Origin of the sequence: Shewanella psychropiezotolerans (assembly GCF_007197555.1) — a bacterium.
Taxonomy (GTDB): Bacteria; Pseudomonadota; Gammaproteobacteria; order Enterobacterales; family Shewanellaceae; genus Shewanella; species Shewanella psychropiezotolerans.
In genome coordinates this window covers 421,057-447,433 of the sequence record NZ_CP041614.1, presented here as the reverse complement: position 1 = coordinate 447,433, position 26,377 = coordinate 421,057, and the positions used below count along the sequence as shown (strand labels likewise).

At 44.3% G+C, this 26,377-nt stretch carries 21 protein-coding genes and 2 pseudogenes; all 23 read right to left on the bottom strand.

The window, feature by feature from the left end:
* Positions 1 to 119: 119 nt before the first annotated feature.
* The 23 genes and pseudogenes from FM037_RS01930 to FM037_RS01820 all read right to left on the bottom strand — a co-directional run bounded on the left by FM037_RS01930 (position 120) and on the right by FM037_RS01820 (position 26,209).
* Positions 120 to 1,168 (bottom strand): annotated as a pseudogene (locus tag FM037_RS01930) (rod shape-determining protein).
* Positions 1,169 to 1,443: 275 nt separating this feature from the next.
* Complete coding sequence (locus FM037_RS01925) at positions 1,444 to 5,589, bottom strand: DUF6701 domain-containing protein (protein WP_229381047.1); 4,146 nt, start codon at positions 5,587 to 5,589, stop codon at positions 1,444 to 1,446.
* A gap of 262 nt (positions 5,590 to 5,851) precedes the next feature.
* Entirely contained in the window at positions 5,852 to 6,328 is a 477-nt protein-coding gene (locus tag FM037_RS01920) for an MSHA biogenesis protein MshP (protein WP_407695625.1), read from the bottom strand.
* Complete coding sequence (locus FM037_RS01915; protein WP_144044611.1) at positions 6,318 to 7,151, bottom strand: PilW family protein; 834 nt, start codon at positions 7,149 to 7,151, stop codon at positions 6,318 to 6,320. The genes FM037_RS01920 and FM037_RS01915 overlap by 11 nt, the downstream gene beginning before the upstream one ends.
* Positions 7,151 to 7,729 (bottom strand): prepilin-type N-terminal cleavage/methylation domain-containing protein, encoded by a 579-nt coding sequence (locus FM037_RS01910; RefSeq protein ID WP_407695624.1) that lies wholly within the window; start codon positions 7,727 to 7,729, stop codon positions 7,151 to 7,153. Before FM037_RS01910 ends, FM037_RS01915 begins: the two co-directional genes overlap by 1 nt.
* Positions 7,719 to 8,174 (bottom strand): pilus assembly FimT family protein, encoded by a 456-nt coding sequence (locus FM037_RS01905; protein WP_144044609.1) that lies wholly within the window; start codon positions 8,172 to 8,174, stop codon positions 7,719 to 7,721. The genes FM037_RS01910 and FM037_RS01905 overlap by 11 nt, the downstream gene beginning before the upstream one ends.
* A gap of 211 nt (positions 8,175 to 8,385) precedes the next feature.
* Positions 8,386 to 8,906, bottom strand: a pseudogene (locus FM037_RS30080) (type II secretion system protein).
* 228 nt (positions 8,907 to 9,134) lie between these two features.
* Positions 9,135 to 9,659: a prepilin-type N-terminal cleavage/methylation domain-containing protein gene (locus FM037_RS30075; protein WP_144044607.1), complete on the bottom strand. Its 525-nt coding sequence runs from the start codon at positions 9,657 to 9,659 to the stop codon at positions 9,135 to 9,137.
* Between the two features lie 36 nt (positions 9,660 to 9,695).
* Complete coding sequence (locus FM037_RS01890; RefSeq protein WP_144044606.1) at positions 9,696 to 10,241, bottom strand: type II secretion system protein; 546 nt, start codon at positions 10,239 to 10,241, stop codon at positions 9,696 to 9,698.
* A 98-nt stretch (positions 10,242 to 10,339) separates the two neighbouring features.
* On the bottom strand, positions 10,340 to 10,951 hold the full coding sequence (locus tag FM037_RS01885) for a prepilin-type N-terminal cleavage/methylation domain-containing protein (RefSeq protein ID WP_144044605.1): 612 nt from the start codon (positions 10,949 to 10,951) through the stop codon (positions 10,340 to 10,342).
* A gap of 142 nt (positions 10,952 to 11,093) precedes the next feature.
* Entirely contained in the window at positions 11,094 to 11,612 is a 519-nt protein-coding gene (locus FM037_RS01880) for a hypothetical protein (RefSeq protein WP_144044604.1), read from the bottom strand.
* Positions 11,613 to 11,962: 350 nt separating this feature from the next.
* Positions 11,963 to 13,183: a type II secretion system F family protein gene (locus tag FM037_RS01875; RefSeq protein ID WP_144044603.1), complete on the bottom strand. Its 1,221-nt coding sequence runs from the start codon at positions 13,181 to 13,183 to the stop codon at positions 11,963 to 11,965.
* Between the two features lie 156 nt (positions 13,184 to 13,339).
* Entirely contained in the window at positions 13,340 to 15,085 is a 1,746-nt protein-coding gene (locus tag FM037_RS01870; RefSeq protein WP_144044602.1) for a GspE/PulE family protein, read from the bottom strand.
* Positions 15,082 to 16,290 carry a tetratricopeptide repeat protein gene (locus FM037_RS01865; RefSeq protein ID WP_144044601.1) on the bottom strand — a complete coding sequence of 403 codons (1,209 nt, stop codon included), beginning with the start codon at positions 16,288 to 16,290 and terminating at the stop codon, positions 15,082 to 15,084. The genes FM037_RS01870 and FM037_RS01865 overlap by 4 nt, the downstream gene beginning before the upstream one ends.
* Complete coding sequence (locus FM037_RS01860; RefSeq protein WP_144044600.1) at positions 16,287 to 17,195, bottom strand: ExeA family protein; 909 nt, start codon at positions 17,193 to 17,195, stop codon at positions 16,287 to 16,289. The genes FM037_RS01865 and FM037_RS01860 overlap by 4 nt, the downstream gene beginning before the upstream one ends.
* A gap of 3 nt (positions 17,196 to 17,198) precedes the next feature.
* Positions 17,199 to 18,902 (bottom strand): pilus (MSHA type) biogenesis protein MshL, encoded by a 1,704-nt coding sequence (gene mshL, locus FM037_RS01855; RefSeq protein WP_144044599.1) that lies wholly within the window; start codon positions 18,900 to 18,902, stop codon positions 17,199 to 17,201.
* 6 nt (positions 18,903 to 18,908) lie between these two features.
* Entirely contained in the window at positions 18,909 to 19,238 is a 330-nt protein-coding gene (locus tag FM037_RS01850; RefSeq protein WP_144044598.1) for an MSHA biogenesis protein MshK, read from the bottom strand.
* Positions 19,219 to 19,875: an MSHA biogenesis protein MshJ gene (locus tag FM037_RS01845; protein ID WP_144044597.1), complete on the bottom strand. Its 657-nt coding sequence runs from the start codon at positions 19,873 to 19,875 to the stop codon at positions 19,219 to 19,221. The genes FM037_RS01850 and FM037_RS01845 overlap by 20 nt, the downstream gene beginning before the upstream one ends.
* Entirely contained in the window at positions 19,872 to 20,477 is a 606-nt protein-coding gene (locus FM037_RS01840; RefSeq protein ID WP_144044596.1) for a PilN domain-containing protein, read from the bottom strand. The genes FM037_RS01845 and FM037_RS01840 overlap by 4 nt, the downstream gene beginning before the upstream one ends.
* Positions 20,474 to 21,424: an MSHA biogenesis protein MshI gene (locus FM037_RS01835; RefSeq protein WP_144044595.1), complete on the bottom strand. Its 951-nt coding sequence runs from the start codon at positions 21,422 to 21,424 to the stop codon at positions 20,474 to 20,476. The genes FM037_RS01840 and FM037_RS01835 overlap by 4 nt, the downstream gene beginning before the upstream one ends.
* Before the next feature lie 332 nt (positions 21,425 to 21,756).
* Positions 21,757 to 23,667 carry an RNase E specificity factor CsrD gene (csrD, locus tag FM037_RS01830; protein WP_144044594.1) on the bottom strand — a complete coding sequence of 637 codons (1,911 nt, stop codon included), beginning with the start codon at positions 23,665 to 23,667 and terminating at the stop codon, positions 21,757 to 21,759.
* A 281-nt stretch (positions 23,668 to 23,948) separates the two neighbouring features.
* Entirely contained in the window at positions 23,949 to 25,196 is a 1,248-nt protein-coding gene (locus tag FM037_RS01825) for a malic enzyme-like NAD(P)-binding protein (protein ID WP_144044593.1), read from the bottom strand.
* Between the two features lie 176 nt (positions 25,197 to 25,372).
* Complete coding sequence (locus tag FM037_RS01820) at positions 25,373 to 26,209, bottom strand: thermonuclease family protein (protein WP_144048776.1); 837 nt, start codon at positions 26,207 to 26,209, stop codon at positions 25,373 to 25,375.
* Positions 26,210 to 26,377: the final 168 nt, after the last annotated feature.

The window sequence follows — 26,377 nt, the reverse complement described above, 5'->3', positions numbered from 1 at the left end:
TACGAAATACTAATTAGTATTCATGGGATCATAAAAATAATATCAGGCTTTTATACCCTGTGGCGATAATGAGGAACAGAATAAAAAAGGCGGTTTAACACCGCCTCATTCGACCCTAATTAGGTTTCTTCGGAGAAGAGATCACCGCCATGCATATCGATCATCTCTAGCGCCTTGCCACCACCTCGAGCAACACAGGTTAATGGGTCATCGGCAACCATGACCGGAATACCCGTTTCCTGCATGAGTAAACGGTCCAGATCGCGGATTAATGCGCCCCCCCCGTTAATACCATGCCACGCTCAGAGATATCTGAGGCTAATTCCGGTGGAGATTGCTCTAGTGCAACCATCACAGCACTAACAATGCCAGACAAAGGCTCTTGCAATGCTTCTAAAATTTCGTTGCTGTTCAGGGTAAAGCTACGAGGTACGCCTTCGGCTAAATTACGGCCGCGAACTTCGATCTCTAATACTTCATCACCTGGATACGCGGTACCTATGGTGTGCTTGATGCGTTCGGCTGTTGCCTCACCGATCAGACTACCGTAGTTACGACGCACATAGTTGATGATTGCATCATCAAACTTGTCACCACCGATGCGAACAGAAGATGAATACACCACACCATTGAGTGAGATGATTGCAACTTCGGTAGTACCACCACCGATATCGACAACCATAGAACCCGTCGCTTCAGAAACAGGAAGGCCCGCACCTATCGCAGCCGCCATAGGCTCTTCGATCAAGTAAACTTCACGAGCGCCTGCGCCCATAGCAGATTCACGAATCGCACGGCGTTCGACCTGTGTCGCACCAACAGGTACACAAACCAAGACTCTAGGGCTTGGGCGGAACACACTGTTGTTGTGCACTTGCTTGATAAAATGTTGCAACATCTTCTCAGTCACATAGAAGTCGGCAATCACGCCGTCTTTCATCGGACGTATAGCCTGGATATTACCCGGAGTACGCCCCAACATCTGCTTAGCTTCTGTACCTACAGCCGCCACGGACTTCTGTCCGCTATTCCCTCGTTCACTACGAATAGCCACAACTGAAGGTTCGTTAAGTACTATCCCTTCATCGCGAACGTAAATTAAGGTGTTAGCCGTACCCAAATCGATCGAAAGATCGTTAGAAAAAATGCCACGCAGCTTCTTGAACATGTAACCAGCCTGTCTCAGTCGAGTCCGAAAAATAAAAAATCAGCTAACTTTAACAACGACACCCCTATGACACAAGGGCGATGAGGTTAACATTTGCTAATGAAGCGTTTTATTTTTAAATATCATGGAAAAAGAGGAAAAAATTGGCCTTTGTCCTAAGAGAATGAACATCCTCCTCTAATGTAATAAAGAAGGATTTCGAGTGAACCTATGAGTTGACTAAGAGATGGGGATAAGATCTCGAAGCCGCTCTTTAACGCAATCTTAATCTAACGTTAGTTAACTTCCCGCCAGTAGATCACCTTGTCATGACCTCGATAAGTACCGAAGAAAGCACTGGCTCTTGGATCGTATAAACCATTAACATTACTGGCATCGTAATTCCAATACCATTTAAGCCAAGGTGCAACATGTTGCTTAAGTGGTACTACACCAGTAGCATTTGGAACAGTGAAATATATTTGATTAATACCACTTTGTATTATGCCGCTTTGTAAAGTTAGTTCATCATTACTATGCGCCGTAATCGATGGGAAGCCTGTAGGAAACTGCATATTCATACCTGTAGTTACCGTTTCCCCATTATCCGATGAAGAAGCAGTATTATAAATAGAACACTGATCCTCATCATTGACTACCCAAGTCGGAACACTCTCGGCTACTGAGCCCACATATTCAGTTCGTATTGGCAAGCGCAGGCTTTCAGACTCAGGTCCATAGCCATTTTCAAGAATCATACGGCCATAGCGTTGTTGCATGCTTTTATCTTTACCAATATCGGTAAAGGTAAAGCCAATACATTGCGAATTAGCATCAGATTGGAAACAAATTCCATCATCATCAGTCACATCTAAGGCAAGTAAATTCAAATTAAATAAAGCATTGAATGGTGCAACAGCCGAAGCAGTTCTTAAATAATTAACCTGAGCACCAGCAAGGTAGGCAGCAGGTTCACTCGAAAACATCACTGTGCCAGAAAGAGCTGGTTCATCTCTGTCATCAACCGTTGCAATGCTGCTATTATCGCTATAACTACGACCCGACCATCGGTTCTGTTCAGAAGAGTCTTTGTCTTTATAGCGCCACCATGGATCTATTTGGTAATTACTGGTCACACTTGAAGAGGTAGACTTCCCAATGGCTTGTATCTTAGGTTCTGTTCCAGATAAGAAGCTAAAAGGCTGATATATATAGGTAAAGCTACCACATGCGTGCGAAATTTCTGGGGTATTTCCAATTATTTCCAAATATGCAGGCGTAAAACGACCAAAGACTTCGCTACTCGACTTATCTTGGGTAATGGTAACCCCTTCATAATTTAAATCTTGACTGAGTGAGGCAGTCACTGTTCCCACCTCACTCCAACTTTGAACTATAGTTTCCGAAGTCTCCCCAGTAATAAGATCAAAGTTAATTGAAGTATCTCCAAAACTACCATCACTACCTGTAGATGGCTGATCTACTTTTGCTGTAATTCCTATATTGTCCAACTGAAAGTTTTGTAGTGCAGTATTATTACTAAAGTCTGTGTCGCCATCAGACTCCCAACAAACAGCCTTCATTCCCATATTAAAATCTTCACCAGCTTTAGCGAACACCTCACAGTTGGCACCGTATGGGTCGCCGCCAATACAAGTCTTATTACTACTTATATTAAAGAAATGAAAACCAGCAGGAGCAGCGGTAAAATCATCTGAATATTCAAGTAGCAGCTCTTCGGTACCATTAGGAGTGTTCACACTATGAATATGAGATGCTTTTAACGTGACCACCCCAGCTTCTGGGTAATTTGCCTTTAACTCGGCTTTACCATTCGTATCAAAGCTCACATTTAAACTCTTTGTATCACCACCATCAATGCTTACAATAGCTGTTGGCACATGCAAACTACTAAGTATCAATGAAGCCTCATTACTAACAGAGCTAGGTTTTTTGTACTCAAAGTTAAAATCTATTGCTTTAGTTTGATTACTGAAAAGGGGGACACATTCTTGTGTCTGAGAGTCCTTTTTCACTGCAAACAATTCAAAGCTAGCAGTATCTTTGCAAGAGCTAGTATTAGGCACATCAAAGTAAAAACCAGTATCTTCATAAACTAATTTACATTGATCAATATCTAACACCTCTGTGCCATCTATAAAACAACGATAAGAACCGGACGGAGCTGTAGCACCAAGACCTACGACTACAACTCCACCGTCAGTATGCCAGAGCGATGTGGGAGGTATTGTATGTCCAGTAAAGTTAATCGTACTGTAGACGCCACCATTTTTGGTCAAGTCAACAGTGGATAAAACTGAAGTTTCAGCAGTACAATCAGTATTAGCACAAGCACGAATAAGTATATCCTTTGCCGCGCAGCTAATTGCGCCAGATGAGAATTCTATACGGTAATGGTTTGTCGCTGGTGGCTCTGCAACAGCTTCAAAGGCAAAGTAACCAATATCTTCAGCAAGGTGATTGCGCTCTGCATCCAACAGTTGATCTTCATCAACCACAAAGCTAACAGAGTTAGCAAAATTTTCCTGGCGGCAGCGTCTGATCCAACCACCATCGCCTCCACGACGAGAATTCTTATTTGCGATTAGGTAAGGTTGACTTGGGTAGGTATTTTCATAGTTCGTCGAATAAGCACATTGCTGCGTCAGTGTGCGAGTACTGCCCCCCGCACTGTGATTGAGTGCATAGTCAAACTCGTACAAGATGACCTCGCCATTGACCTGCAAGGAGCCTGAACCTAACCCGGCAACATAACCTAAGGTTTCATCTTGAGTTATCGAACCATTCACCTCTGATGCTTCGATGGCAATATCAAATTCGTCACCTTGTGAACTCACATTATTTATCACAGTGGTAATAAATCGATTATTTTCTCGTGTTAACGTTTGTCCGACCATAGCAGGCTTAGCGCCAAACTTATGCCAGAAACTAACATCTTCATATCCTCTTCCTGAAGAAGGCAGTCGCTTACCTTGATACTTTTCCGTCTCTATCTTTCCCGCTTGCAGCGCCTTGCCCCGAGCTAAGAAACGATAACCAGACTCCATCACAAAATAATCCACCTCAGGCATATCATCGGCCGATACTCGGTTACCCGGAGGGTCATTTTGAGAGATATTCGCAGTAGTAGCACTACTCGAAACTAGCCTTACGCTAGAAGGGCCATCGTTGGTGGGAGTTTCTCCATCAATGGTAGGCATCAGCATTACCACAGGTGCTGTTGCATAGCTATTTTCAAAATTAATGACAGCGCTTCCGCTGCCCAAGCTGACCCGACCAAATTCAAATTGAGGAAATGGGCAGGTTAGATATGCCGACTCGGGTACTTTTACTGGACTTGATGCCGAAGGTGGCTGCCAATACAGGTGATACGCCTCAGCACCAGTAGCTTCATGAAAACGCATCTCGATTTTATGTGTTCCCTGAGCTAATGCAATATCTCCGGTTCGACACGGCCAACCACATTGGCCATGTAGACCATAAAACCCGACCACAACTTGATCGTCAATCAAGAGCTCTATCGAATCATCACCATCAATGCCAAAGGTATAATTACCCGTTTCAGGCACATCTAAGTAACCTTCAAAGATGCCTGCATAGTTATCACCCTGATTAGAATGGGGACTGATGTTGACACCATATCCTTCAATTCGTGACTCTATAGATTCACCTAGCTGGTTGATCGTGGTTTTAACCGTAGCAACAAGGTCATTAAAGTCATCGTGATCGACCGGACTGGTATATTGCCCAGGCTTCCAGTTTGTCGCGTCATAAGTACGATAAGTTATCCCAGCAACTCCAGCTTGTTCTGCTGGGCATTGCAATGGCACAACCGGTAATACAGGCTCTGCATTACAATCTGGAATAACATTAATTTCACCAGTTCGATTGATAAAATTAATAACTGCGCCACCTTTTAATTCAATCTCTTCACTCGTAACTGCACCGTTAAGCGTTGAACTTCCCTCCAATAAAACATCGTCCTCACCTACAAGGTATGCATTAAGGTTAAGGCCTCCCATGAGTTTGATATCATCATAGGAATAAATTAAAAAACGAGTAGGATCTGCAGGGGAGTCATCATTTACTATGTCGTAGCCCCCATCAATAAAAAAGCTTACCGTACCTGTAGAGGGGAAGACAATTGTAACACCTTGATTAATTTCTAAATTTCCAATCCAATACTGACCCGAAGATAACTCTAGGCGACCACTCTTAGCCTGCAATGTTTTTAGCTTGTATATACCATCGACAGTAGTAAAACGTATGGTTCTATTAGAGCCGCCTTCCAACTTTACATCGCCATACTCCCCTTCTGGAACATCGATGGTAGGGTTGCCATTACTAGGCGGGCCTATATTGTTATTACTATTGGATTTACACTGAGAGAAGTTCACTCTTTCTGCTGGAAGTTGGGCCAACTGATTCGACTTTTTACACTTTTTAGCATTACCGCCATTGGGGTAACAAGCCTTACCACTGTCATCAACTTTAGGCGCTGGGAGTTGGCCATTTTGTGGCGCATTATTAAGCCTCGCAGAATTTTCAAACTTGATCTCCCCATCCCTATCGAAAGAGTTGGCACCTTCAATAAAAGTCAGACTCCAGTCAGTGGCTTCAGCAGTGGCAATTGCTCCTGAAAAAATAAACAGTAACACGACTGCAAATGGATGCTTAATTGTATTAATCACGGGCTTCTACCTCCACCTGGCGGTTTACTCTCAAACAGTTGCCATTATCATTGTCACAATCTCCTGTTTCACAGGTTGCGCTACTGGTTATCCGATAGTGATTTACCGTATCTACTAGCATAGCGTTACAGGTCAAAGCGACTCTACAGGCATGAAAACCCGGCACATCCGGTACCGCCCAGTCACTGGTAGCAGCACAAATTGCAGTAGATGCATCTAAAGGGAACAGTTGTGCAAGGGCACTATCTGCGCCTGAGTTAGCCGCCGCTAACGCGCGGGTTCCCCATACTTCCAGATTTACCTGTTCATCGGCATCCTCAAGAACATTAATCAAAGCTGACGCCATTAAAAACATCACAGTAATCACAAAAATACCAATCACCAAGGCACTGCCCTGCTGCTTAGCTGGACTAGTAGTTGCAAACCCTTGAAATGATATTTGAGTACGTCGATTCATATTAGGGGACATTGACCACCTGCACTTGATGTTGATATTGGAACGCTTGACCATTGACCTCAAACTGCGGTGTTAACTGCACCACCGCGCTGTTAGCTAAGGTACCTGGGGTATAGGAAATAGGCCAAGCACCATTTATCACTACATTCTCCGCCATTAATGCACTACTAGCGTCGCCTCCCATTTGAACAGGAGTTGGCTGAGTCGCATTAAACATATTATAACCTTGGTAACGTCTGATATCGCCATTGACAAAAAAGCAGTAACTCACCGCATTATCCACCAAAAAGTAACGACTTCGTGGCGAGGCCTCACTAAAACGCACTAAACGGTCGAAAGTGACGGTTCCCGTATTTGGAGCAATATCTGGAACAAAACTAGTGATATCAAGCAAGCGGCTTTGCGCCCCTGTAGGTGTAGCAGAGTAGATATGCCCAGGCTGTAAAGGATAAACCAGCATTCGATGAGTAGCATTAATACCTTGAGATGGTGTCATTACTATCCCGGTCTCACTAGCAGCGCCAGGAGAAATGGGGATATCCAGATATGAAGCACTGGCCTGAATCGGCACGAATTCGATACATTGAAACGTTGCTGGATTAATAGTTACACGTAGACTATTCGGTACTGCATTGCGAAGTTCACGAGTCATACGTTCCATAACAAAGCGACTCTGACTAAGCACCTGATCGACTGAGGTCGACTCTACGAAGATGCGTGTACCTAGGATGACAAAACTACTGATTCCAAGCACCATAACACCAAGGATAATGATCACCATCACCATCTCAACTAGTGTAAACCCAGATGACTTAGATCTCCTTAAAGAACGCATCAGTAATTACTCCGAACCGCATTGTAAATTATCACCTCATTATTCGGCGTAGTCACGGCTATGGTGATTATCTTGGTATCCATATCGGAAGCATTAGGATAAGCAACTGTTACGTTAAGCTGATAATTAGGATATTCACTGCCATAGGTATTAACCGAGTTAAGCATTAAACTCGCTTGGGTTAAGCCATGATAATCGTCAACATCATTAAAGTTGTTTCGGTTCTCTCCGGGATCAGGCCCCAAATTGGCAGCAAGCGTGCACGCAAGCCCTGCGGGTAAACCTAGCACAGGCCTTACAGCCGCACCACAAGCGGGTACGCCGCCATTGGCATTGGTGTTTTGATCATAACGTTTGCTCCAAATCTCATTAAGAATAGAGTGAGCCAGCTCGGCGGAGCGCACCCTGTGCAAGGTCTCTGCAGCACGATCGGCTTGAGGGAATAACATACTGGTTAGCAAGACTAAGGCGATGCTCAATACTACAATGCCAACAACCAGCTCGATTAAAGTAAACCCTTTAGACTTATAAGATGGTGCTGAAAGTTTTGATAATTTCATAAAAGAGTTAACGCCCATGAATATACCCCTGACTCTCGATATTGATGGTCAAGGTCTCGTCGGCAATAACATTGATACATGTGCCACTACACCCCATATTAGAGATGCCAGAGATATTAAAGCTAACATTGAAGGTGTTATTGTCATCTGAGGCGCGCATCAAGCTAGCACCTCCCGAAAATGCTTGTTTAGCTTCCGTGCGGCTGGTTCCGGTACAGGTATTATTATCAAAACGGCGCAACTGATAACCGTCGGCATCGACATCGACTCGATAACAGCGGTCTTGATTATTCATCGCCAACAGCTGAGCTTTGCGTAACTCACTGATAAACTCGTCACGCAGGGTAAAGGCACTGTAACTAGAGCTAGTCATTAGACGTGGCAAGACCACCACAGAGAGAATGGCAATGAGCATGATAGTGGTGACTAGCTCTACTAGAGTAAAGCCCGCATTTTTTCTCATCTTTATACCGAAAGTTTGAATTGGGTACCACAAAACACTTACCGCTAAGTATGACAAAAAACTGTGATATTTTATATGTATATAATATCTATCGACTTAAAAATTGGTGTTTTGCTAAAGAGTGTTTATTTTGGAAGCTATAAACAAGAAAACCTCCAGTTTTAGCCAGAGGTTCAATTTTATGCACTAAATCTATTGTTAAGGTTATCGTCTAACAATCAGTACCAACAAGATTATAAGTAGGTAAAGTAATCACATCATTAGTTTCTGATGCTTCTGTATAGTCTAAACGGCAGTCACCATTTGGGGTTTTGCCTTTAGGTACGAACGTAATGGTAGACCCAGTTGAACGAACCCCCAGTCTTCTGTAGCTGCTGTACCGGCAGCAGTTATCTCTTCAAATTGCATATCCAATGCTATTTCAAGGTTCAAAATCGTAGTAACCTCAGCACCAAAGCTTTTGATATAGCCATAATCAAGCTCTATCGTCACGCCAGTTGCAAGCTCAACATCTTGATTATTTTCTGTTTCAACCCCCGCAATTGCAGCTTTCGAGAAAACGAGGGAGTTCGCTCCTTGGAGTGCAGCCTGCATACCGCTAAGGGTCGATTCTCTGGCATCAGACTGAAGATTAATAAACTTAGGAGCTGCCGTAACCGCTAAAATACCTAAGATAATGATCACCACTACCAATTCAATTAAGGTAAAACCTTGCTGCTTAATCTTATTCATACCGCATATTCCTCTAGTCTACGCATCCATGCAATATCTATTAATTCTAGTCAAATAATACCATCGTTAACAATAAAGCAACACATTGAAACGATATGGATAGTTATTGGAAGTAAATTAGAGGGTTATCAGGCGGAGAGAAAAGCTAAGCAGATTAAGGTTATTCAGCCAAAACCAATAGGCACAAAAAAGGCCTGCTTAGCAGGCCTTTAAGATTATACATTCTATTTAACAATCATCATCTGTCACTACATAGGTAGGAGCAGCTGTAGTTGATGTTGTTGGTGTATAAGTCACATAACATCTATTAGTCGTCGTTGTTGTGTTACCAAAACGAGCAGAACCAGCTTGATAAAGTTGCGCAGATTTCGCGCCATCATCACCTTCAGCAATATACCAATCAACAGTATCATCTTCATCGTTACTGATACTCAGATCCATAGCATTTGTTAATTGAGTAGCTGTTGATTGTAAGTAACCATAGTTTGTTGCAGCAGGAGTTCCCGTTCCAATATCAACCGAGCCTGTTGTTGAAGCATCTGCTGAACCTTTTTTCTCTTCAGCTGATATAGCTGCTTTTGAAAAAATAAGAGAATTAGCTCCTTGGAGAGCCCCCTTCATCCCATCTAGCGTAGACTTACGTGCATCGCTTTGAAGGTTTATAAACTTAGGTGCAGCCGTAACGGCAAGGATCCCCAAGATAATAATAACTACGACTAGCTCTATAAGAGTAAAACCATTTTGTCTTTTCATTCGATCATCCACTTAGCTTATAATAAGTAAAATACATTAACAGCTTGAAGCTTCTGGCATAGCTGAGAATTGAGGAATAGCCCCTTCAGCTGTAGACTCTGTATAGTTGAATCTACAGGTCGCTGGAGCCCCTGTCTGCCAAATAGTTGCAACGCCTGAATCAACAAAAATAATCCAATCAGCATTATTATCTGTCGCAATTGTAGGATCCGTTGCAGAAGTCCCGATGTTAAAATCTACATCTATTGCATTTTCAAGTTCCGCTTGTAAGCCTTGCAGATAACCAAAGTTAGTTTTTGCCTTGGTACCTGTACCGATATCAACTCCTCCCTTTTCATCTGCTGAATCCGTAGCATCACCAGTCCAATATGCCTTAGCTCTCTTCTCACCACCAGAAATAGCAGCTTTAGAAAAAACTAAACTGTTTGCCCCCTGAATGGCTCCCTTCATACCTTGTAGTGAAGATTCACGTGCATCACCTTGTAAGTTAATAAACTTAGGTGCAGCTGTTACAGCAAGAATACCTAAGATGATAATAACGACCACTAATTCGATTAGCGTAAAACCATTTTGTTTTTTCATCTATCTACTACCTTTTCCTACTCTTTTAATCGCCACTTTCAGCAGCGAACATTAATTCTTAAATTAGCTCTTTAGCCATCAAGAGCTACATACTAATTTTAGTTAGTAAAACTAACTACCGTGCCCGTACCTGGGTTATAGGTGATCCCTTTACCCACATTCAAATCGGGAGTGGGTGTTGCAACCCCAGTTGATTGATCTAACGCTAAAGAAGCGACCTGATGATAAACACATAAATCGATACTATTTACAGTATCACCATTAAGATCTATTGCATTTCCACCGACTCCGTCTAAGAAGCGTACTGTGTAACGCTGATTACGGGCATCATCTGTGTATTGTACATTTCGCGGTGCACTCTGAAGAATGCTGTTAAACACTTGCTGACAACGATTATCATTCATAGCCGTTACGTCTGTGCCATTGGCACCAGTTCCTGTAGGGAAACCAAAACGTGTATCAAGAGACACACTCGTGCCATCTAAGATCACCGTATTGTTATTACGACCATCGACTTCCCACTGCGCACGCACAAAACCGACAGCGGTAGCAAGACCACCAGCAACACCATCTAAACTGGCATCTTCAGCGTCATCAGTGACATTGAGAAAACGTGGGATAGCGGTTGCGGCGAGCAAACCGAGGATCACTATTACAATCACAAGCTCTATTAAAGAGAAACCTTGCTGACGGCTTCGAGAGTTAGTCATAGTTAGCCCTTTATTACATTGCTCTTTCATTTGAATTCTCATTTGATAACTGACCTGCTTATCCATATAAGCCCCCATAGCATATTTTACAATTCTAACAGTTCGGTGAATTTTAGAAACCTATGAAACGACTCTATTTTCTCTATTCTTTGTCATTCGTCAAAAAAATTACGCGCCCGGTTGTCAGCTGATAACCAAGACGATCCAAGTTGTTAGCAACGTAGCTACAAACATCTCCCCCCTGACTAAGCGAAGATACAACTTGTTGTGACGCGGTATCCAAACCTAGTAAGCGATACCAAAGTTGTTCACAACCTGCAGAATCCAACTTATTAGGTAATGGCCAGCCTCCTGAGCTCATTTTAACAAGATTCATCTCTTCCAATTCAGTCACCTGATTATTAACGCTTATTACGCTACCAGTATCCCAATCCAGCCTCATCTCTTTGGGTCGACCTTGAGCTAACCATTGTGCCTTGATCATACCCAACACATTTAAAAAACGAGTATGATCGATCCGCAAGCCCTGAGCAGCTATATTATTCACCGAACCAAAATACCTAAAACCTAATACGCCTAGTAAGGCGAGCAACAAGACAATTGCTATCATCTTGCCATATAGTTCCAATAACTCTCCATCGGCTTTCTGCTGGCTTAGCATTAGGTTTTTCCTGCCTTATCCAGACAATTATCTAATTTCATCTACTTCCCGCCTTTTACCACGTTGAACATAACCCGCCAAAGAGCTAGGTAAATACCTGCTTTAAACTGGCAACAAAATCTACCTTCCACCTTTGACCACACTGAGCATATTCCACCATATGGCTAGATATATACCTGCTTTAAACTAGCAACAGAAGTTACCCTCCACCTTTGACCACACTGAGCATGTCCCATCATAAAAAGCTAGGTATATACCGGTTTAAACTAGCAACAGAAGTTACCTTCCGCCTTTGACCACGTTGACCATATCCCACCATATGGTTAGATATATACCTGCTAGCCCAAAGTTTACCTTCCACCTTTGACCACATTGAGCATATCCCACATGGGAAGATATATACCTAGTGCCAATATCAATACGATGCCCGCGACGAAGCCAATTAAGATAGGTTCAAGTTTAGCGGTGAGATTTTTAAGGTCGTAATCCACTTCACCCTCATAAAAGTCTGCGGCGTCGTTAAGCAACTGATCTATCTGACCTGTTTCTTCGCCGACTGCAACCATCTGTAGCACAAGAGGAGTAAACAATTCGCTATGATTCGATACCCGTAGCATAGAATCACCGGATTCTATGCCCCGGCGCATGGCAACAATTCGATCGTGCATGTAGGCGTTATCTACGGCATCGGCAACCAGGCTTAACGCCTGCGTCATGGGGACTCCGGCACTGAGCATCATGGAAAAACTACGACAATACCGGGATAAGGTAGAACGCTCAATAATGCTACCTACGGCGGGAATATGTAGCTTCCACCTATCCCATTGTTTCTCACCTTTCTCAGAATTGTGCCAGTAGCGAATACCGATAAATGCCCCTATGGCACCAACCAGCATGGCCGGCCAATAGTTTACAAATAGGCTAGATGTACCGATTAATAGCTTAGTTGCCCAAGGTAACTCTGCACCGAAACGAGAAAACATATCGGCAAATTTGGGGATCACCATGATGTTCAAGATCACCATAGCTATGGTGATGGCAATCAAGACAAATATTGGATAACGCATCGCGGCCTTAATCCGGCGCCGGGTCTCCTGCTCACGTTCGATATAACCCGCTAACTGCATAAAAGCATCTTCGAGTTTACCTGTGTTCTCCCCTACATGAACCATGGAGACAAACAGCGCATCGAACACATCCTGATGATGATTCATTGCCGATGACAAGGGCCGCCCGGCAGTTAACTGCTCAGAAATATCATCGAGGGCATCACGCATACGTTGAGAATGGGTCGTTTCTGACAGGCCAGCGATGGCGCGCAAAATAGGAATGCCGGAACGGGTTAAAGAATACATCTGTCTGCTAAAAATCTGTAGCTCGGAGAGACTCACCTTAGCTTTAAACAGTTCCGTCAGAGAGAAGTCTTGCTTCTCCTTAGTCTCAGTGAGCTCTAATGGAATAACCGAGCGAGACATTAGCTGATCTGCAGCAGCACTCTCAGAGGTGGCATCAACCACTCCTGTAACTTGTTGTCCCTGGGCGTCACGCCCTCGGTATTTATAGACTGCCATTAATTAATTGCCACCATCATTATTCAAGTCATTTCTTACACTACGGATAAGACTGCCACTAATATTTGCCATCATGATTATTCAAGTCATTTCTTACACTACGGATAAGACTGCCACTAATATTTGCCATCATGATTATTCAGGTCATTTCTTACACTATTGATTAACCATATCTACCGACAATGGAATTTGAGACTCGGTCACATCTTCGACTAGCTTGGCTACCTCTTCGATAGTAGTCATCCCCTCTGCCAGGTATTTAAGTGCAGATTCTGCTAAAGGAGTGAAATTAGGACTCTCTTTGGCCGCATTGGCAAAATTTTGTGGGTTACCGGACCGCATGGCTTCTACCATAGAATCATCTAATTCAAGGATCTCAAACACACCGATACGGCCACGGTAACCACTGCCATTACAGCTCTGGCAACCCGAGCCAATCTTTAATTTAGCCTGTGAGAAGTCCAAATGACTGACCGAGTTTAACCAGACACTGTCTTGCGCCGTTAGCTGATAATCAACGGAGCAATTCTGGCACACTCGTCTCACCAATCGTTGAGCAATGATGACCCTTAAGGCACTCGCAACTAAGTAGCTCGCCGCGCCCATATCGAGCAGACGCAGCGCACTCGTTACCGCATCATTGGTGTGTAAGGTCGACAACACGAAGTGACCGGTTAAGGCACCTCGAAGGCCTATCTCAACTGTCTCCTGATCTCGCATCTCACCCACCATGATGATATCAGGATCTTGACGTAGTGTGGTACGCAGCACATGGGAGAAGTCTAAGCCAATTTTATGATTGACCTGAACTTGGTTAATACGCGGTAGCTGGTATTCAACCGGGTCTTCAACTGTGATAATTTTTCTGTCTGCGGTGTTGAGCTCACTCAATATGCCGTACAGGGTGGTGGTCTTACCGCTACCCGTTGGCCCGGTCACCAATAACATACCGTGCGGGCGCTTAATCTGCTTTCGAATTCGCGCTAAAATCTCCGGCGGCATACCCGTTTCATTCAGAGTCAGTAAGCCAGCGGATTGATCGAGCAGACGCATCACCACAGATTCACCATGGTAAATAGGCATGGTCGACATACGCACATCGATCTGATGTCCTTTAATCTCCATATGAAATCGGCCATCCTGCGGCAGACGTTTCTCGGAGATATCCAGGCCAGCCATCAGTTTTAGCCTCAGAACTAAAGCCGCGGCAATACTCACTTCTGGCAAAATATTCTCATGTAATTGGCCATCGATACGTTGCCTGATACGTAGTACCTTCTCACCAGGTTCGATATGGATATCCGAGGCCCGCATCTGCACTGCATCTTCGAAGATGGACTGAAGTAGCTTGACGACAGTGGTTTCATTATCACTGTCACCCTCGGTGAAGCTGGCAAGATCAAACTGATCATCGGCGGCATATTCCTCTTCGAGCTTACCCGCAATCTGTGCTATCTCATCGGTACGCCTATAGAGATTATCGAAGGCGTCCAGCAGTTGACTCTCGGTCACCACGGCAATCTTCAATAACTTAGGCAGCAACTGCACCTCAAGGTTATCCATGGCCTGTAAGTCGGCCGGGTCGCTCATGGCAACCAAGACACTATCGCCATTATCTTCGACGACCAGCGCACGGTAACGTCTCGCTTGAACTTCTGGCAGCAAGGTGACGACTTCGTTGGAAATGGGGCGCTTACTGATATCGATAAATGGAATATTCAGCTGTTGAGAGAGAAATCGTAGCAGTTGCTCTTCAGTGATAGAGTTAAGGTCGATCAGTGTGCGGCCCAATTTTTTGCCACTACTTCTCTGCTCGGCTAACGCTTCCAGTAGCTGATCCTCACCTATGATCTGTTCCAGAACCAGAAGATCACCCAGACGCATCTTTAACTTCGGTTTCACTCGCTCTCTCCTAACTGGACTAGTCTATTTTCAATATATTCGCTCGCCTGCTTAGATAAGCCGTCTGCTGACAAGGCTTGTCTGTAGGCCTGCTTGGCTGAATCATATTTCTGCTGTGAATCCAAGGCATAGCCAAGCCCCATCCACCATCTAGCCTGACCGGCCTCTATGCGTAATAATTTTCGGTAACTTTCTTCGGCCAATTGATAGTTGTCGCTCTTCTGTGCCAAGCTAGATTGCATGGTCCATTTTTGCTTGGCCCGTTGGCTTACATCTGGGATCTGCTCCAGACTGGACATGGCCAACTTAATATCACCAGAGGCTTGCTGTACTCTGGCGAGCAAGAAGGGGTAATCGTATTCCTCGGGGAAAAGAGCCATGCCTTTTATCAGCATGTCACTGGCTGAGTCGAGACGACCCTGACCGTAATAAAGAGCCGCGAGCTTTCGTCTAGCCTTGTGCATCACTGGAGTTAACGCCAATACTTCGCTGTAATAGACGATGGCATCGCTTAGCAAGCCCTGATTCTCAGCTTCTGTCGCCAGACGATACCTTCTCAGAGCAAGCTGTTCATTGGAAACTTGCACTTCAGTGACTGCCATCGAACTGGGCTTAGATGCAACGGGGGAAACTCTAACGAGTGTAGGATTTTCGGTGGTATCAGGTTGAATAACAGGCTTAATTATATCCTCTGGAGCGGTTGTTCTCACTGGTTTTACATCACTATCGACCACTTTCAGATTTGCAGATAAAGGCTCTTCCGATCCTTCTATCGAAGATACTGATCCATCGCCTGATGTTACCGCTTGAACCGACTCAATCTCAACTTGGCTAGCTAGCTTACTAACCCTCGTTTCATCTTGCATTGAAGATGAAGGAGCATCTACCGCAACGACTTTAGCCTGCTCCAGTTGAGCATCTGATTCGCTACTCTGAACTTCTGTAATTGAAGTAATATCAGATTCTGCGACATTCGATAACTGATTCGATAGGGCATTTGATGACCCCTGCTGAGAATTAGACAAGGCTTGCCAGCTATACGCTATTCCAGATAGCAGTATAACGGAGACAATCGCCAGCAATATCCAAGGTAGCTTTGAGGCAGACTTAGCCTGATATTGTACTGGGGCAACGTTTAGGTTTTCCAGATCATGGGATTGCTGACGTTTATCCAGATCTTTAAGCATAGAATTGATAACGCTCATACACTGGCTCCATAAAATAGGTGTACCCCTAGCCCGCTAGTCACAGATATGAGGCTCAAGCTCATAAACCAAAACCATCTAGCCCTATAGCTAAGTTTAGTATCTTGAGTGTCAATGATGGCGCCTTTAACGTGACGGTATTCGACTCGCTTGGCACCCTCACCAAAACTCAATAACAGGGCCTTGTGAGCTAAAATATTTATCAATCTGGGGATCCCTTTCGATGCAGCTGCCAACACTCGCGTATTTTTATGGTCAAATAATGGCTGACCCACACTGCCTGCGACTGATAGCCTGTGCTGAACATAGGCATCGGCTTCATCCAAGGTCAGTGGGCGCAGGCAGTAACTGAAGGTGATCCTCTGTCTCAACTGCCTGAAACTGTGTTGATTTAATCTTTCATCCAACTCAGGCTGAGCAAACAGCACCACCTGTAGCAACTTGCGACTCTCGGTCTCTAAGTTTGTGAACAGGCGCAGTGCTTCCAGGCTCTCATCGGGAAGGGCCTGAGCCTCATCCAAAACCAGTACAATTGAATGGCCATGGGCGCACAGAGCAAGCAATTGTTGCTGTATAAGTCCGGTAAGTTGTATCTGATCGATATCGGCGGAATATTTAAGCCCCAGTTCTAGCGCAACGGCCCAACGCAATTCCGCCGGAGATAGATAGGGGTTAGGTAGATAAGCACAATGAAAGCGCTGTGGTAGCTCATTGATCAACTTGCGGCAGATGAGGGTTTTTCCCGTACCAACCTCGCCGGTCACCTTGATAAAGCCTTCACCCGTCTGCAACGCAGTCTGTAATACCTGCAACGCCTCGACATGAGGCGCGAGCCCAAAGAAAAACTCGGTATTTGGGGTAAGTGAGAAAGGCGTTTCCGCTAACCCAAAATGTTGCAGGTACAAAATTTACTGCCCTTGTTCTGTTTCATCTTGCGCTTCTGGATACCAACGATCTAACAGTTCTTTAGAGCGCTGTAGCTCCTTCTTCCAGGTATCGGCACCCACTACGGTAGGTTTTAATAAGATAACCAGTTCCGTTTTTTTCAATGATTTAACACGGTTCGTAAACAGTTCACCAAGCAGAGGAATATCGCCTAACAATGGAACCTTGGAGACCAATTCTATATTCTCACTCTTCATCAAGCCACCAATCACCACCACATCACCACTTCTGGCCATGATAACGGTATCCGATTCACGAATATCACTCTGTGCCAAAGGTAGCTCCAATGTGCTATTAGAGATTTTAATCGTTTTAGTCTGCTCCTTGATATCGATAACCGATGGGTGAATATGCAGTAATACATTACCCTCCCCATCGATCTGTGGCGTCACATCCAGAGCGATACCGGAGAAAAAGGGCGTCAATTCGACTTCAGGTGTCGTTATTGGTGTAGTGCCAGCAACAGTAGTTGACGATACATCGGTCACAAAATACTCATCGGTGCCCACCTTAATAACGGCCTTTTGATTATTTAATGCCGTAACACGAGGACTCGATAGTACATCTACATCACCTTGGGTATCGAGCAGACTGATCATGGCGGTAAAATTGGTACCCGATAGCTTGAGTGAAGTCACCCCGCCAATCACGCTGGTGATCTGATCCGATAAACCTTCTCCAGCAGGTTCCGATGTATCAAATTTAATATCGGTATCACCCACATGGCCTAAGACATTCTGCCAATTGATCCCTTGCTGATAGCCATCAGATAAAGTGACTTCTAAGATCTTAGCCTCTATGATCACCTGCCGCTGTAGATGAGTCTCGGCAGTTTTCAAGAAGGTGCGTACCTGCCTCAACTCATTTGGATATGCTCGAACAGTAACTAACCCTGCTTGGGGAGTAATAACGACCTGACGCCCACCACCAGTGTTGCCCACAATCGATACCAAGGTCTTTTTTAGCTCTCCCCAGAAATCACTCTTAGTCGTCGAGCGAATGAAGGTACCATTAGTCGTTTCATTACTACTATTACTACTCGAACCAGAACTGTTATTGGACGAGCTATTACTGTTATTACTGTTGCTGTTGCTATTGTTGCTACCCGAACTCGAATTGTTATTATTATCTGAAATACGTCCCGAGTTCACCGACGTCAAAGACAGACCATGGCGCTCCATGTACAGGTAATTCAATGGGAATGTCTCGGTGCGCATACCGGCGGGATAGATACGTAAAATTCGCCCCACACGACTGACTTCATAGCCGTAGATATCTTCGACGACTTGTAGCGCCTCGCTCAATGTGACCCCTTTTAACGACAAAGAGATATTACCGCTCACATCAGGATGCACGGCAACACTCAAGGGTGTACCTTGTACCAAACTGGGGAAAAATACCTTAGCATCAACGTCATGAGCAGACACATCGAAACGGCGCTCGGCTTTCCGGCTCGGTGCTAATCCTGCAAGTAACTCAGCAGAAGCGAGTTCCTTCTGAATAGACTCAGGCATTTTCGCTGGAGGAGGCGTGCCCTGTTTACTAGATTCTGTTTGTACCGACTCAGCCAGTGCCTCTTTAGCGGCCACCGGCTCTGGTCTATTGGTTGTTTGACACGCAACCAATAACAGAGTTAACAGAGGCGTAATAATTTTTAGCGCATTCATTTGTATTTAATTTTCCTTTGACTCTGTTATCACTTGGAACATGGTGAGTTTACGACCATCTGATAATGAAACTGAATTAATCTCAATAGCAGTGATATTCACCCCTTGTACCCGATCCCCGACTTCGAAGATTTCATTATTAATCACAGCGCGGGATACAGGTCCAGCCTTGATCACACTATTGAGTATCAAGTCACTGCTATGACTCGAAGCTACAGACGCGATAACCAGTGCCCCATAACCCGGCCTTGTCGGATCCCTTAATGTCTCAGCCTGAGTGCTAGTCACAAGCAACATCAGCAATGCAATGAGCGGGCTAACCTTGAGTAGCGACACTGATAAAGTCCTTATTTATGCTTAAGGTATAAAGTTCCAGCACGACACTCGCAATTGGATACTCATCGACCTTATAATCTATTTCTTTCCAATACAGCTTGCTGGGCATTCCCTCTACGGCTTCGATAAACTTAAGCACCGAAAAGTAATCTCCCTCCAGAGTCAGACGGATCCCATGACTGTATAGATTCATCTTCTTATCATCCCCAATGGCGAGCAAGGGAGTGGGTGCTATCGATTTGAATTCGTGCAGTGTGATGCCAGTGACTTTCCCCAGCAATTCACTCAATAACGCAGGCATATGATTAGCGGGAACCATATCTACCATCTGAAAAGATAGCTGATCATCTAAATCGGCATCTTGCCGCTTCAACACCTTCAAACGCTTGTTATATTCATCATTAGGATTTTGCGCTAATCGCTGCTGATACAGATCAATCTGCTGCAATGAAATCTTATTCTCACTGGCGATAGCTTTATTCTGCCTAGCAAGAGACTGATGCTCTAACAATAATGACTCTAACGGGAGGTAGCACAGCATACCTATCACAATCAAGGCCGCACTCGCCACCATGACTCTTTCTCTTTGGGTCAGTACATCAAATCGAGCGGCCCATTCATTCCATTGCTGCTTCACTTGGCCTCCTCGGTTTCCGCCTTGCTGGTCAAGGTAAATGCTAACGGTTTACCCTCACCCCGACTCATTGCCATCGCCGCAAATGCGTGACCTTTCAGAGTTTCTGTCGACTTTAGGCGTTCAACCCACAGAGGAACGCTATTGGGCGCCGAGCTAAAACCCTCGAAGATGAATTCATTATTTTCAACTCTGATGCGGTTGAGCCAGATATTGCTATTAGCTACACGAGCGAGATCTTTAAATAACATAGAGTATCCATGACTCGTAAGCGCTTCTCGCTGACTCAGCTCACCTATGAGCATCTGCTTGAGTTCAATTTGCTGAGTGAGAAGTTCCACTTGGTCCACGAGTTCGGCATCGGGTGCACGTTTTGCCATTGCCGCTTCGAGGGATTTTTTCTGCTTATCCAGGTTAGATTTTTGCTTAGCAAGTACAAGCTTATCGGCCTCGAGTCCTGACACTAAGATGTAGCTCGCTGAGCTTGCCATAGCAAACAGAACAAGCATAAAAACCAATACCTGAGCCAAACGCTTAAAGCTAAGCCTTTGCACCGGAGGCAACAAGGTATCTGAATACAGATTGACTCTCGTCTTCAACGTCATACCTGCACTCCTGATTCTCTGGACTCGTCACGGTGAAACTCACCACAGGTCAGCAGGGCAATCTTAGCCTCAACGGTATCAACAGGAATCGCATTGACCTTCTGGTCAAAATTGGCACTCACTAATTCAGAGAGTTTATCGACTTGACCATTAATCAATAGTTCAATCGAAACCACAGGCGCCTGACGCAGTTGACTCTCGAAATAATCCATAGAACGCTGTAGTTCTAAACTTAAACTATCGGCCATCCCCATGGCTAAATCATCGACGCTAACGGTATCTAACTTGTCAAAGCCCCGCACGCGTCGCTGCATATAAAGCTGCCCCTGTTTTACTACGGTCAGCAATAATTCCTGCCCGGGGGTATGACACAAAACCAACTTGGCTTGATTATCTTTGGCAAAGAGGCTGGTAACAGCCATCTCTTCGATGCTTATGCCTAAAACTTGCATATGATGCTCTTGAGCTGCTAATACCATAGCGGATAATCTTGCCTTCTCGGCAACGACAACACTTAACTTAGCACTATTGGGCAAGGGTGAATCAAAGTAATCAATATGGATATCGGTTACTGCGTGAGTCACCATATCTTTGACCGACCAAAGTAATGCCTGAGACATCTCACTGGGCTCTACGTTGGGTTTGTCGACAATTAACAATTGATAAAATGAAGAACTCAAGGTGATGTGCAGCTTGGCGGGTTTGAATTGCTTAGCAATCGAGGCAAACACACCGGACCAATTTGAACCATTAAACGCAAATTCGTGAGTAATACTTTCGGTTTCAACGCCCTCGCCGACATGAGGTTCGGTTTCGATAGACGAGATGACATCAGGGTGCTTAGCTTGGTACACGACAAGCTTATCCTGACAAACGTAGATGCCAAGCTCGAGTTTCGACTGCTTGTTTTGCCAGAAAGCCAATCTAGTTAAAAGACTTTTTTCCATTTAAAAAATGTCCATAATCTCATTTATCATATGCCAACTCATACCTTAGATTTAAAGTATTGGAATCCATAAAACTTGAGCTATATTCGCGAAGTGACAAGATGGTGCCCATCAATAATCAACAAACCAAGCAAGCGTCAAAATACTTACACTCATTGTAGCGGCTAATCTGCTAATTTTATAGAAAAAACACAGAATGAAACGTTCACCGAGTGATTTGTATCATCTAAGCTGAAATTTCACACTCCCCAAGCTAAACATGAAACATTTGTTAAACAAGTTGACTGAGGGGGAGTTTGATTTTTGGCCAAGTCAATATTTTGTACCTTGGTTTATATTTCTTCAACTGGCTCACTGAACAAGTTTCCCTGTCCGGCACTAACACCTAAAATTTTCAGGGTCTGCCACTCCTCGAAAGACTCTATTCCTTCGGCAAAGACCTGAACATCAGTTCTATATAAACCACCGATAAGACTTCTCACAAACAACTGATTTTCTTGACGAAGATGTATTTGAGTCACGATTGAACGATCCAGTTTGATCAGATCGAAATGACACTCTTTGATGTATTGAGTACTGACTACCTGCTGCCCCACGCGGTCGACGCATAAGCTTGCGCCCATTTTCTTAATCATATCGAGTCTGGATTTTAGCTGCTCCTTATGATGCACGACTATATCCTCATTGATCTCGAAAATCAGCCAGGGAGTGAGATGTCGATACTCTAACAGGGTCGTTTTAAGCCAGCGGATAAATGCCCTACTCATCAGGGTGTCTAAGCTGAGATTGATGCTGAACTTAGTGGTTCTGCCCTTAGGATCACAGAGGAGATCGAACAACACGGTCTCAATAACCTGACGTTCAAATTGAGGTGTCAGACCACATTTTATCGCCATAGGTATATACAGCGTTGCTCTAACCAGGTTGTTTTTATTGTCACGTATTCGACTGGATATCTCTAAGTGGTGAGTTTCCATATCACTGTCGACCACAGGCTGGGAAAAGACCACTAAACGTCTATTTACCAGAGCATACTCGAGAAAGCTGCGCCACCTAACAGACCCCTTCGCCAACTCCTCATCCACGGCCCCTTTATCATACATAAACCAGCCACTGGTTCCCTGAAACTGAGCCGCCCTAAGGGCTCTCTCTGACTCATCGAGTAACTGCTCCTTACTGTCACCGACTTTAAAGTAGGCTGCACCTATGTGGAAAAAATCTTCGCTGTTCTCTGTCTCGGGTACGTTTTGACTCAAGCACACCTTGAGTAATTTAGCGGCTAATTTTTCAACGTCTTTTAAAGAGATTTGAGGAACGACGATGGCGAACTGATTGAAAGAACGACGAGAAAAAATACTGTTAGCCTGACTGTCCAAGATCTGATTAATATCGCTAATCGTCTGATGCAACATCTCATCTATAGAGTCATCACCAAGCTCTTGCTGCAGCAGATCCATATCTTCCATCTCGAGTAAAAACAGCACACCAGGAGCCATCATACCTTTATCGTTACTCAAGGCGTCGAGACGATTCTTGAGAAATAGCCGATTTCCTATCCCAGTTTCCGGATCCAAAAACGTATTTGAGCGGATAAATTGATCGAATCTAGCTCTATGCTTCTCTGCATCATCTAGCTCTAATAATAGATGTGTCAGGGCACGATTTATCATTCTCGGCCTGCCATCTCCTCTCTCGGCTAAGGCCTTATCATATTCATTCTCTAGAATCAGTTTACTGCGCACTGCCAGATCTTCTATGCCCTGTAGCTGTATCGATAACCATCTGTGGCCGAAGAAAACAAACACAGAGATAGAAAGTAAGCCAATAACTAAGATGGAGAATTCATACCAGGAAAGTGAGTACATTTTAAATGGCTGAGGTAAGGTGATCACTAAGATGAGATTGTCAGCCTTGAGCAGCTGCCTCTCATAGGTGATCATCCCTGCACCAAGTTTTTCAGGTCCATACTCGTAGAGTATTTGACCTTCGGCGCGCAAGGTCAAACTCACAGTGTTATACGCGGTTAAGATGGAGGGGAGCCAGGTAGAGAGTGCTTTATTGTTCTCATGCTCATAATGATGAATGAGCATAGACTCGAGTTCAGTTACCTTCTGCTGTTGAAATTTATAGGTCAATTGCGTGAAGCTGACTAGGGCAACAAGCAAAAATATAAATGCAACGGCTGCCAAAGAAAGTAGCCAAAAGCTGGTCAATTTATTAGTTAAAAGTCGTGTCAGTTTCATTATCCGCTTCCTGCAGAATTTATTATTCTTATTAAAATCGAAAGCGAGCCTAAGCTTATGACAACTGAATTCGATTCATCGTTTAGAAAGTCGTTTAACACTAATGTATAAAATCAGCATATAAAACCAGAAAATGAGCTCTATCTAAAATTCCACAATACAAACAAATCCCCCTCGCTACAATCTTTGAATGATTTTCAAGCAGAAGATCAAATTGAATGGCCTAAGATTACAAAAACAAAAAAGGGCCCAATGGCCCTTTAAATACTACCCAAACAAGCTTAGCTCATGTAGTTTTCCGGTAATTCAGTAATCACAGCAACACCCGAATCGATTGCCGCTTGGGCCACGGCTTTAGCCACATTCGAGAGTAGACGAGGATCCATAGGCTTAGGGATCACATAGTCAGGACCGAAGCTCAAGGACGTCACATCCGGATACGCAGCGAGTACAGATGCTGGAACCTCTTCTCTCGCTAAGGCTGCAATGGCGTGTACAGCTGCAATCTTCATTTCATCATTGATTTTCGATGCACGCACATCCAATGCACCGCGGAAGATAAATGGGAAACAGAGTACATTGTTCACTTGGTTAGGGTAGTCACTACGTCCCGTACCCATGATCAAATCATTACGAACATTATGAGCTATTTCTGGTCTGATTTCGGGGTCCGGGTTTGAACAAGCGAAGATTACCGGCTTTTCAGCCATCATGGCGACGTCTTCAGCGCCCAGCACATCGGGACCCGATAGGCCTAAGAAGGCATCGGCGCCCTTAATCACGTCTTGCAGAGTACGCTTGTCAGTATTATTAGCAAATAATGCCTTATACTCATTAATATCTTCACGGCGAGTGTGGATAACGCCTTTTCTGTCGAGCATATAAACATTTTCACGCTGCACGCCACACTTAACCATCATGGTCATACAAGCAATTGCTGCCGCACCGGCACCCATACAAACAATGACAGCTTCTTCGATAGACTTACCCTGGATCTCTAAGGCGTTGATCATACCTGCGGTGGTCACAATTGCCGTACCGTGCTGATCGTCGTGAAAAACGGGGACACTACAGCGCTCAATAAGCGCCTTCTCGATCTCGAAGCACTCTGGCGCCTTGATATCTTCCAGGTTAATTCCACCGAATGTATCGGCAATCGCTTCAACCGTATTGATAAACTCTTCTGTTGTACGATGCTTAACTTCAATATCTGTCGCATCTATGTTCGCAAAATGCTTGAACAGCAGCGCCTTACCTTCCATCACCGGCTTAGAAGCCAATGGGCCTAAGTTACCTAGACCTAAGATAGCCGTACCATTGGTAATCACAGCGACGGTATTGCCTTTGGCTGTATAGCGATAAGCATTATCCGGGTTCGCGGCGATTTCCCGCACAGGCTCAGCAACACCCGGGCTATAAGCCAGGGAGAGATCTAAACTAGTTTCGGCAGGTTTCGTCAGGCTAACTGCAGTTTTTCCTGGTACGGGGAACTCATGGTAATCGAGGGCTTGTTGGCGAAGATCTGACATTTTTTTAATCCTGAAAATGCGTCGGGTTAACTTATCTATGAGGTCTATTTTAGCAAGAAATCAGGTCCACCTTATTTGGTGCTCACCTAAGGGGCTAAAGTGGGTACGATACTTTAAATGTCACACTTTTTAAACAAGATATTAGTAAAATTCAACTGAAGCCTGCAATTGTCGCTCTAAGGTCTGTTTTGCAAACTTATCTGTGATGGATGGGAGGCGATCAACTGCCATTTTTTGTAGGAATAATACAACGTACCACGGGCAATAACTGAGGTTTCAAGCAGTTTCAGGTTCAAAATGTTGCTAAACTTACTAGAATCTTCTCTAGGTATACCAATATAGAATTTGTTATCCAAAATTAACCATAAATGCTGACCCTTTCTTTCAAAACCGGTCACAACACCTCTTACCTCTCCCCAGTGGTTTAAATCATCACGCGTTAGCTCATCGACTGACCTAGCCCGATAATCTGGATGAGACCAAAGGCCTAGCTTTTCATCTCGCGCTGTCAGTTCGACATCGTTGAAACATTCCCAAAAATAGTCATTCTGATACACATGAGTCTTCGCCAATCCCATTTGTAACAAAATTTCCTGTAAGTGCTCCCCGGTTTCCGTATAGACATAAGCTAAGGTTCTCCCGAAAGGATCGAGTTTCTTACGATCGAAAAATAAATTGAGCCTTTGGCCTGGTTGCAGTTTTCTTTGTAAAAAATGGCGCGCCTCTTGGGCATAGGGCTGTGACAGTTCGGGGGATTGAAAGTCTATCTCCGGTGAATCGATGCCAATCAAACGCACCAAACGACCATCCTTCAAGGTAAGTGTGTCACCATCGTTGACATATTCAAGCTCAACTTGCTCATCAAAACTTTGTGGCACACACAGGCTTTCTGATGCGAGAGTATCTTGGATATAAAGCGATTGAATTGTTATGAATACAAACAGAGCAATTGACGCCATTCTCTGCTGGATCTGCGCTCTGTGAAAAATCGGACTCAGCCTTAAATTAATCATCACAGTATCCCCTCAAGCAGAGCCACGTTTGCATTGGTGCAACCTAGCAGTACTAATTCGTAGTACTAGAGGAATATAACAGATTAATCAGGAGTAGGCAGAGATAAGACTAAAAACAAAAAAGGCACCATATAGGCACCTTTTTTGTTCGATATAAAAGAACTTTTA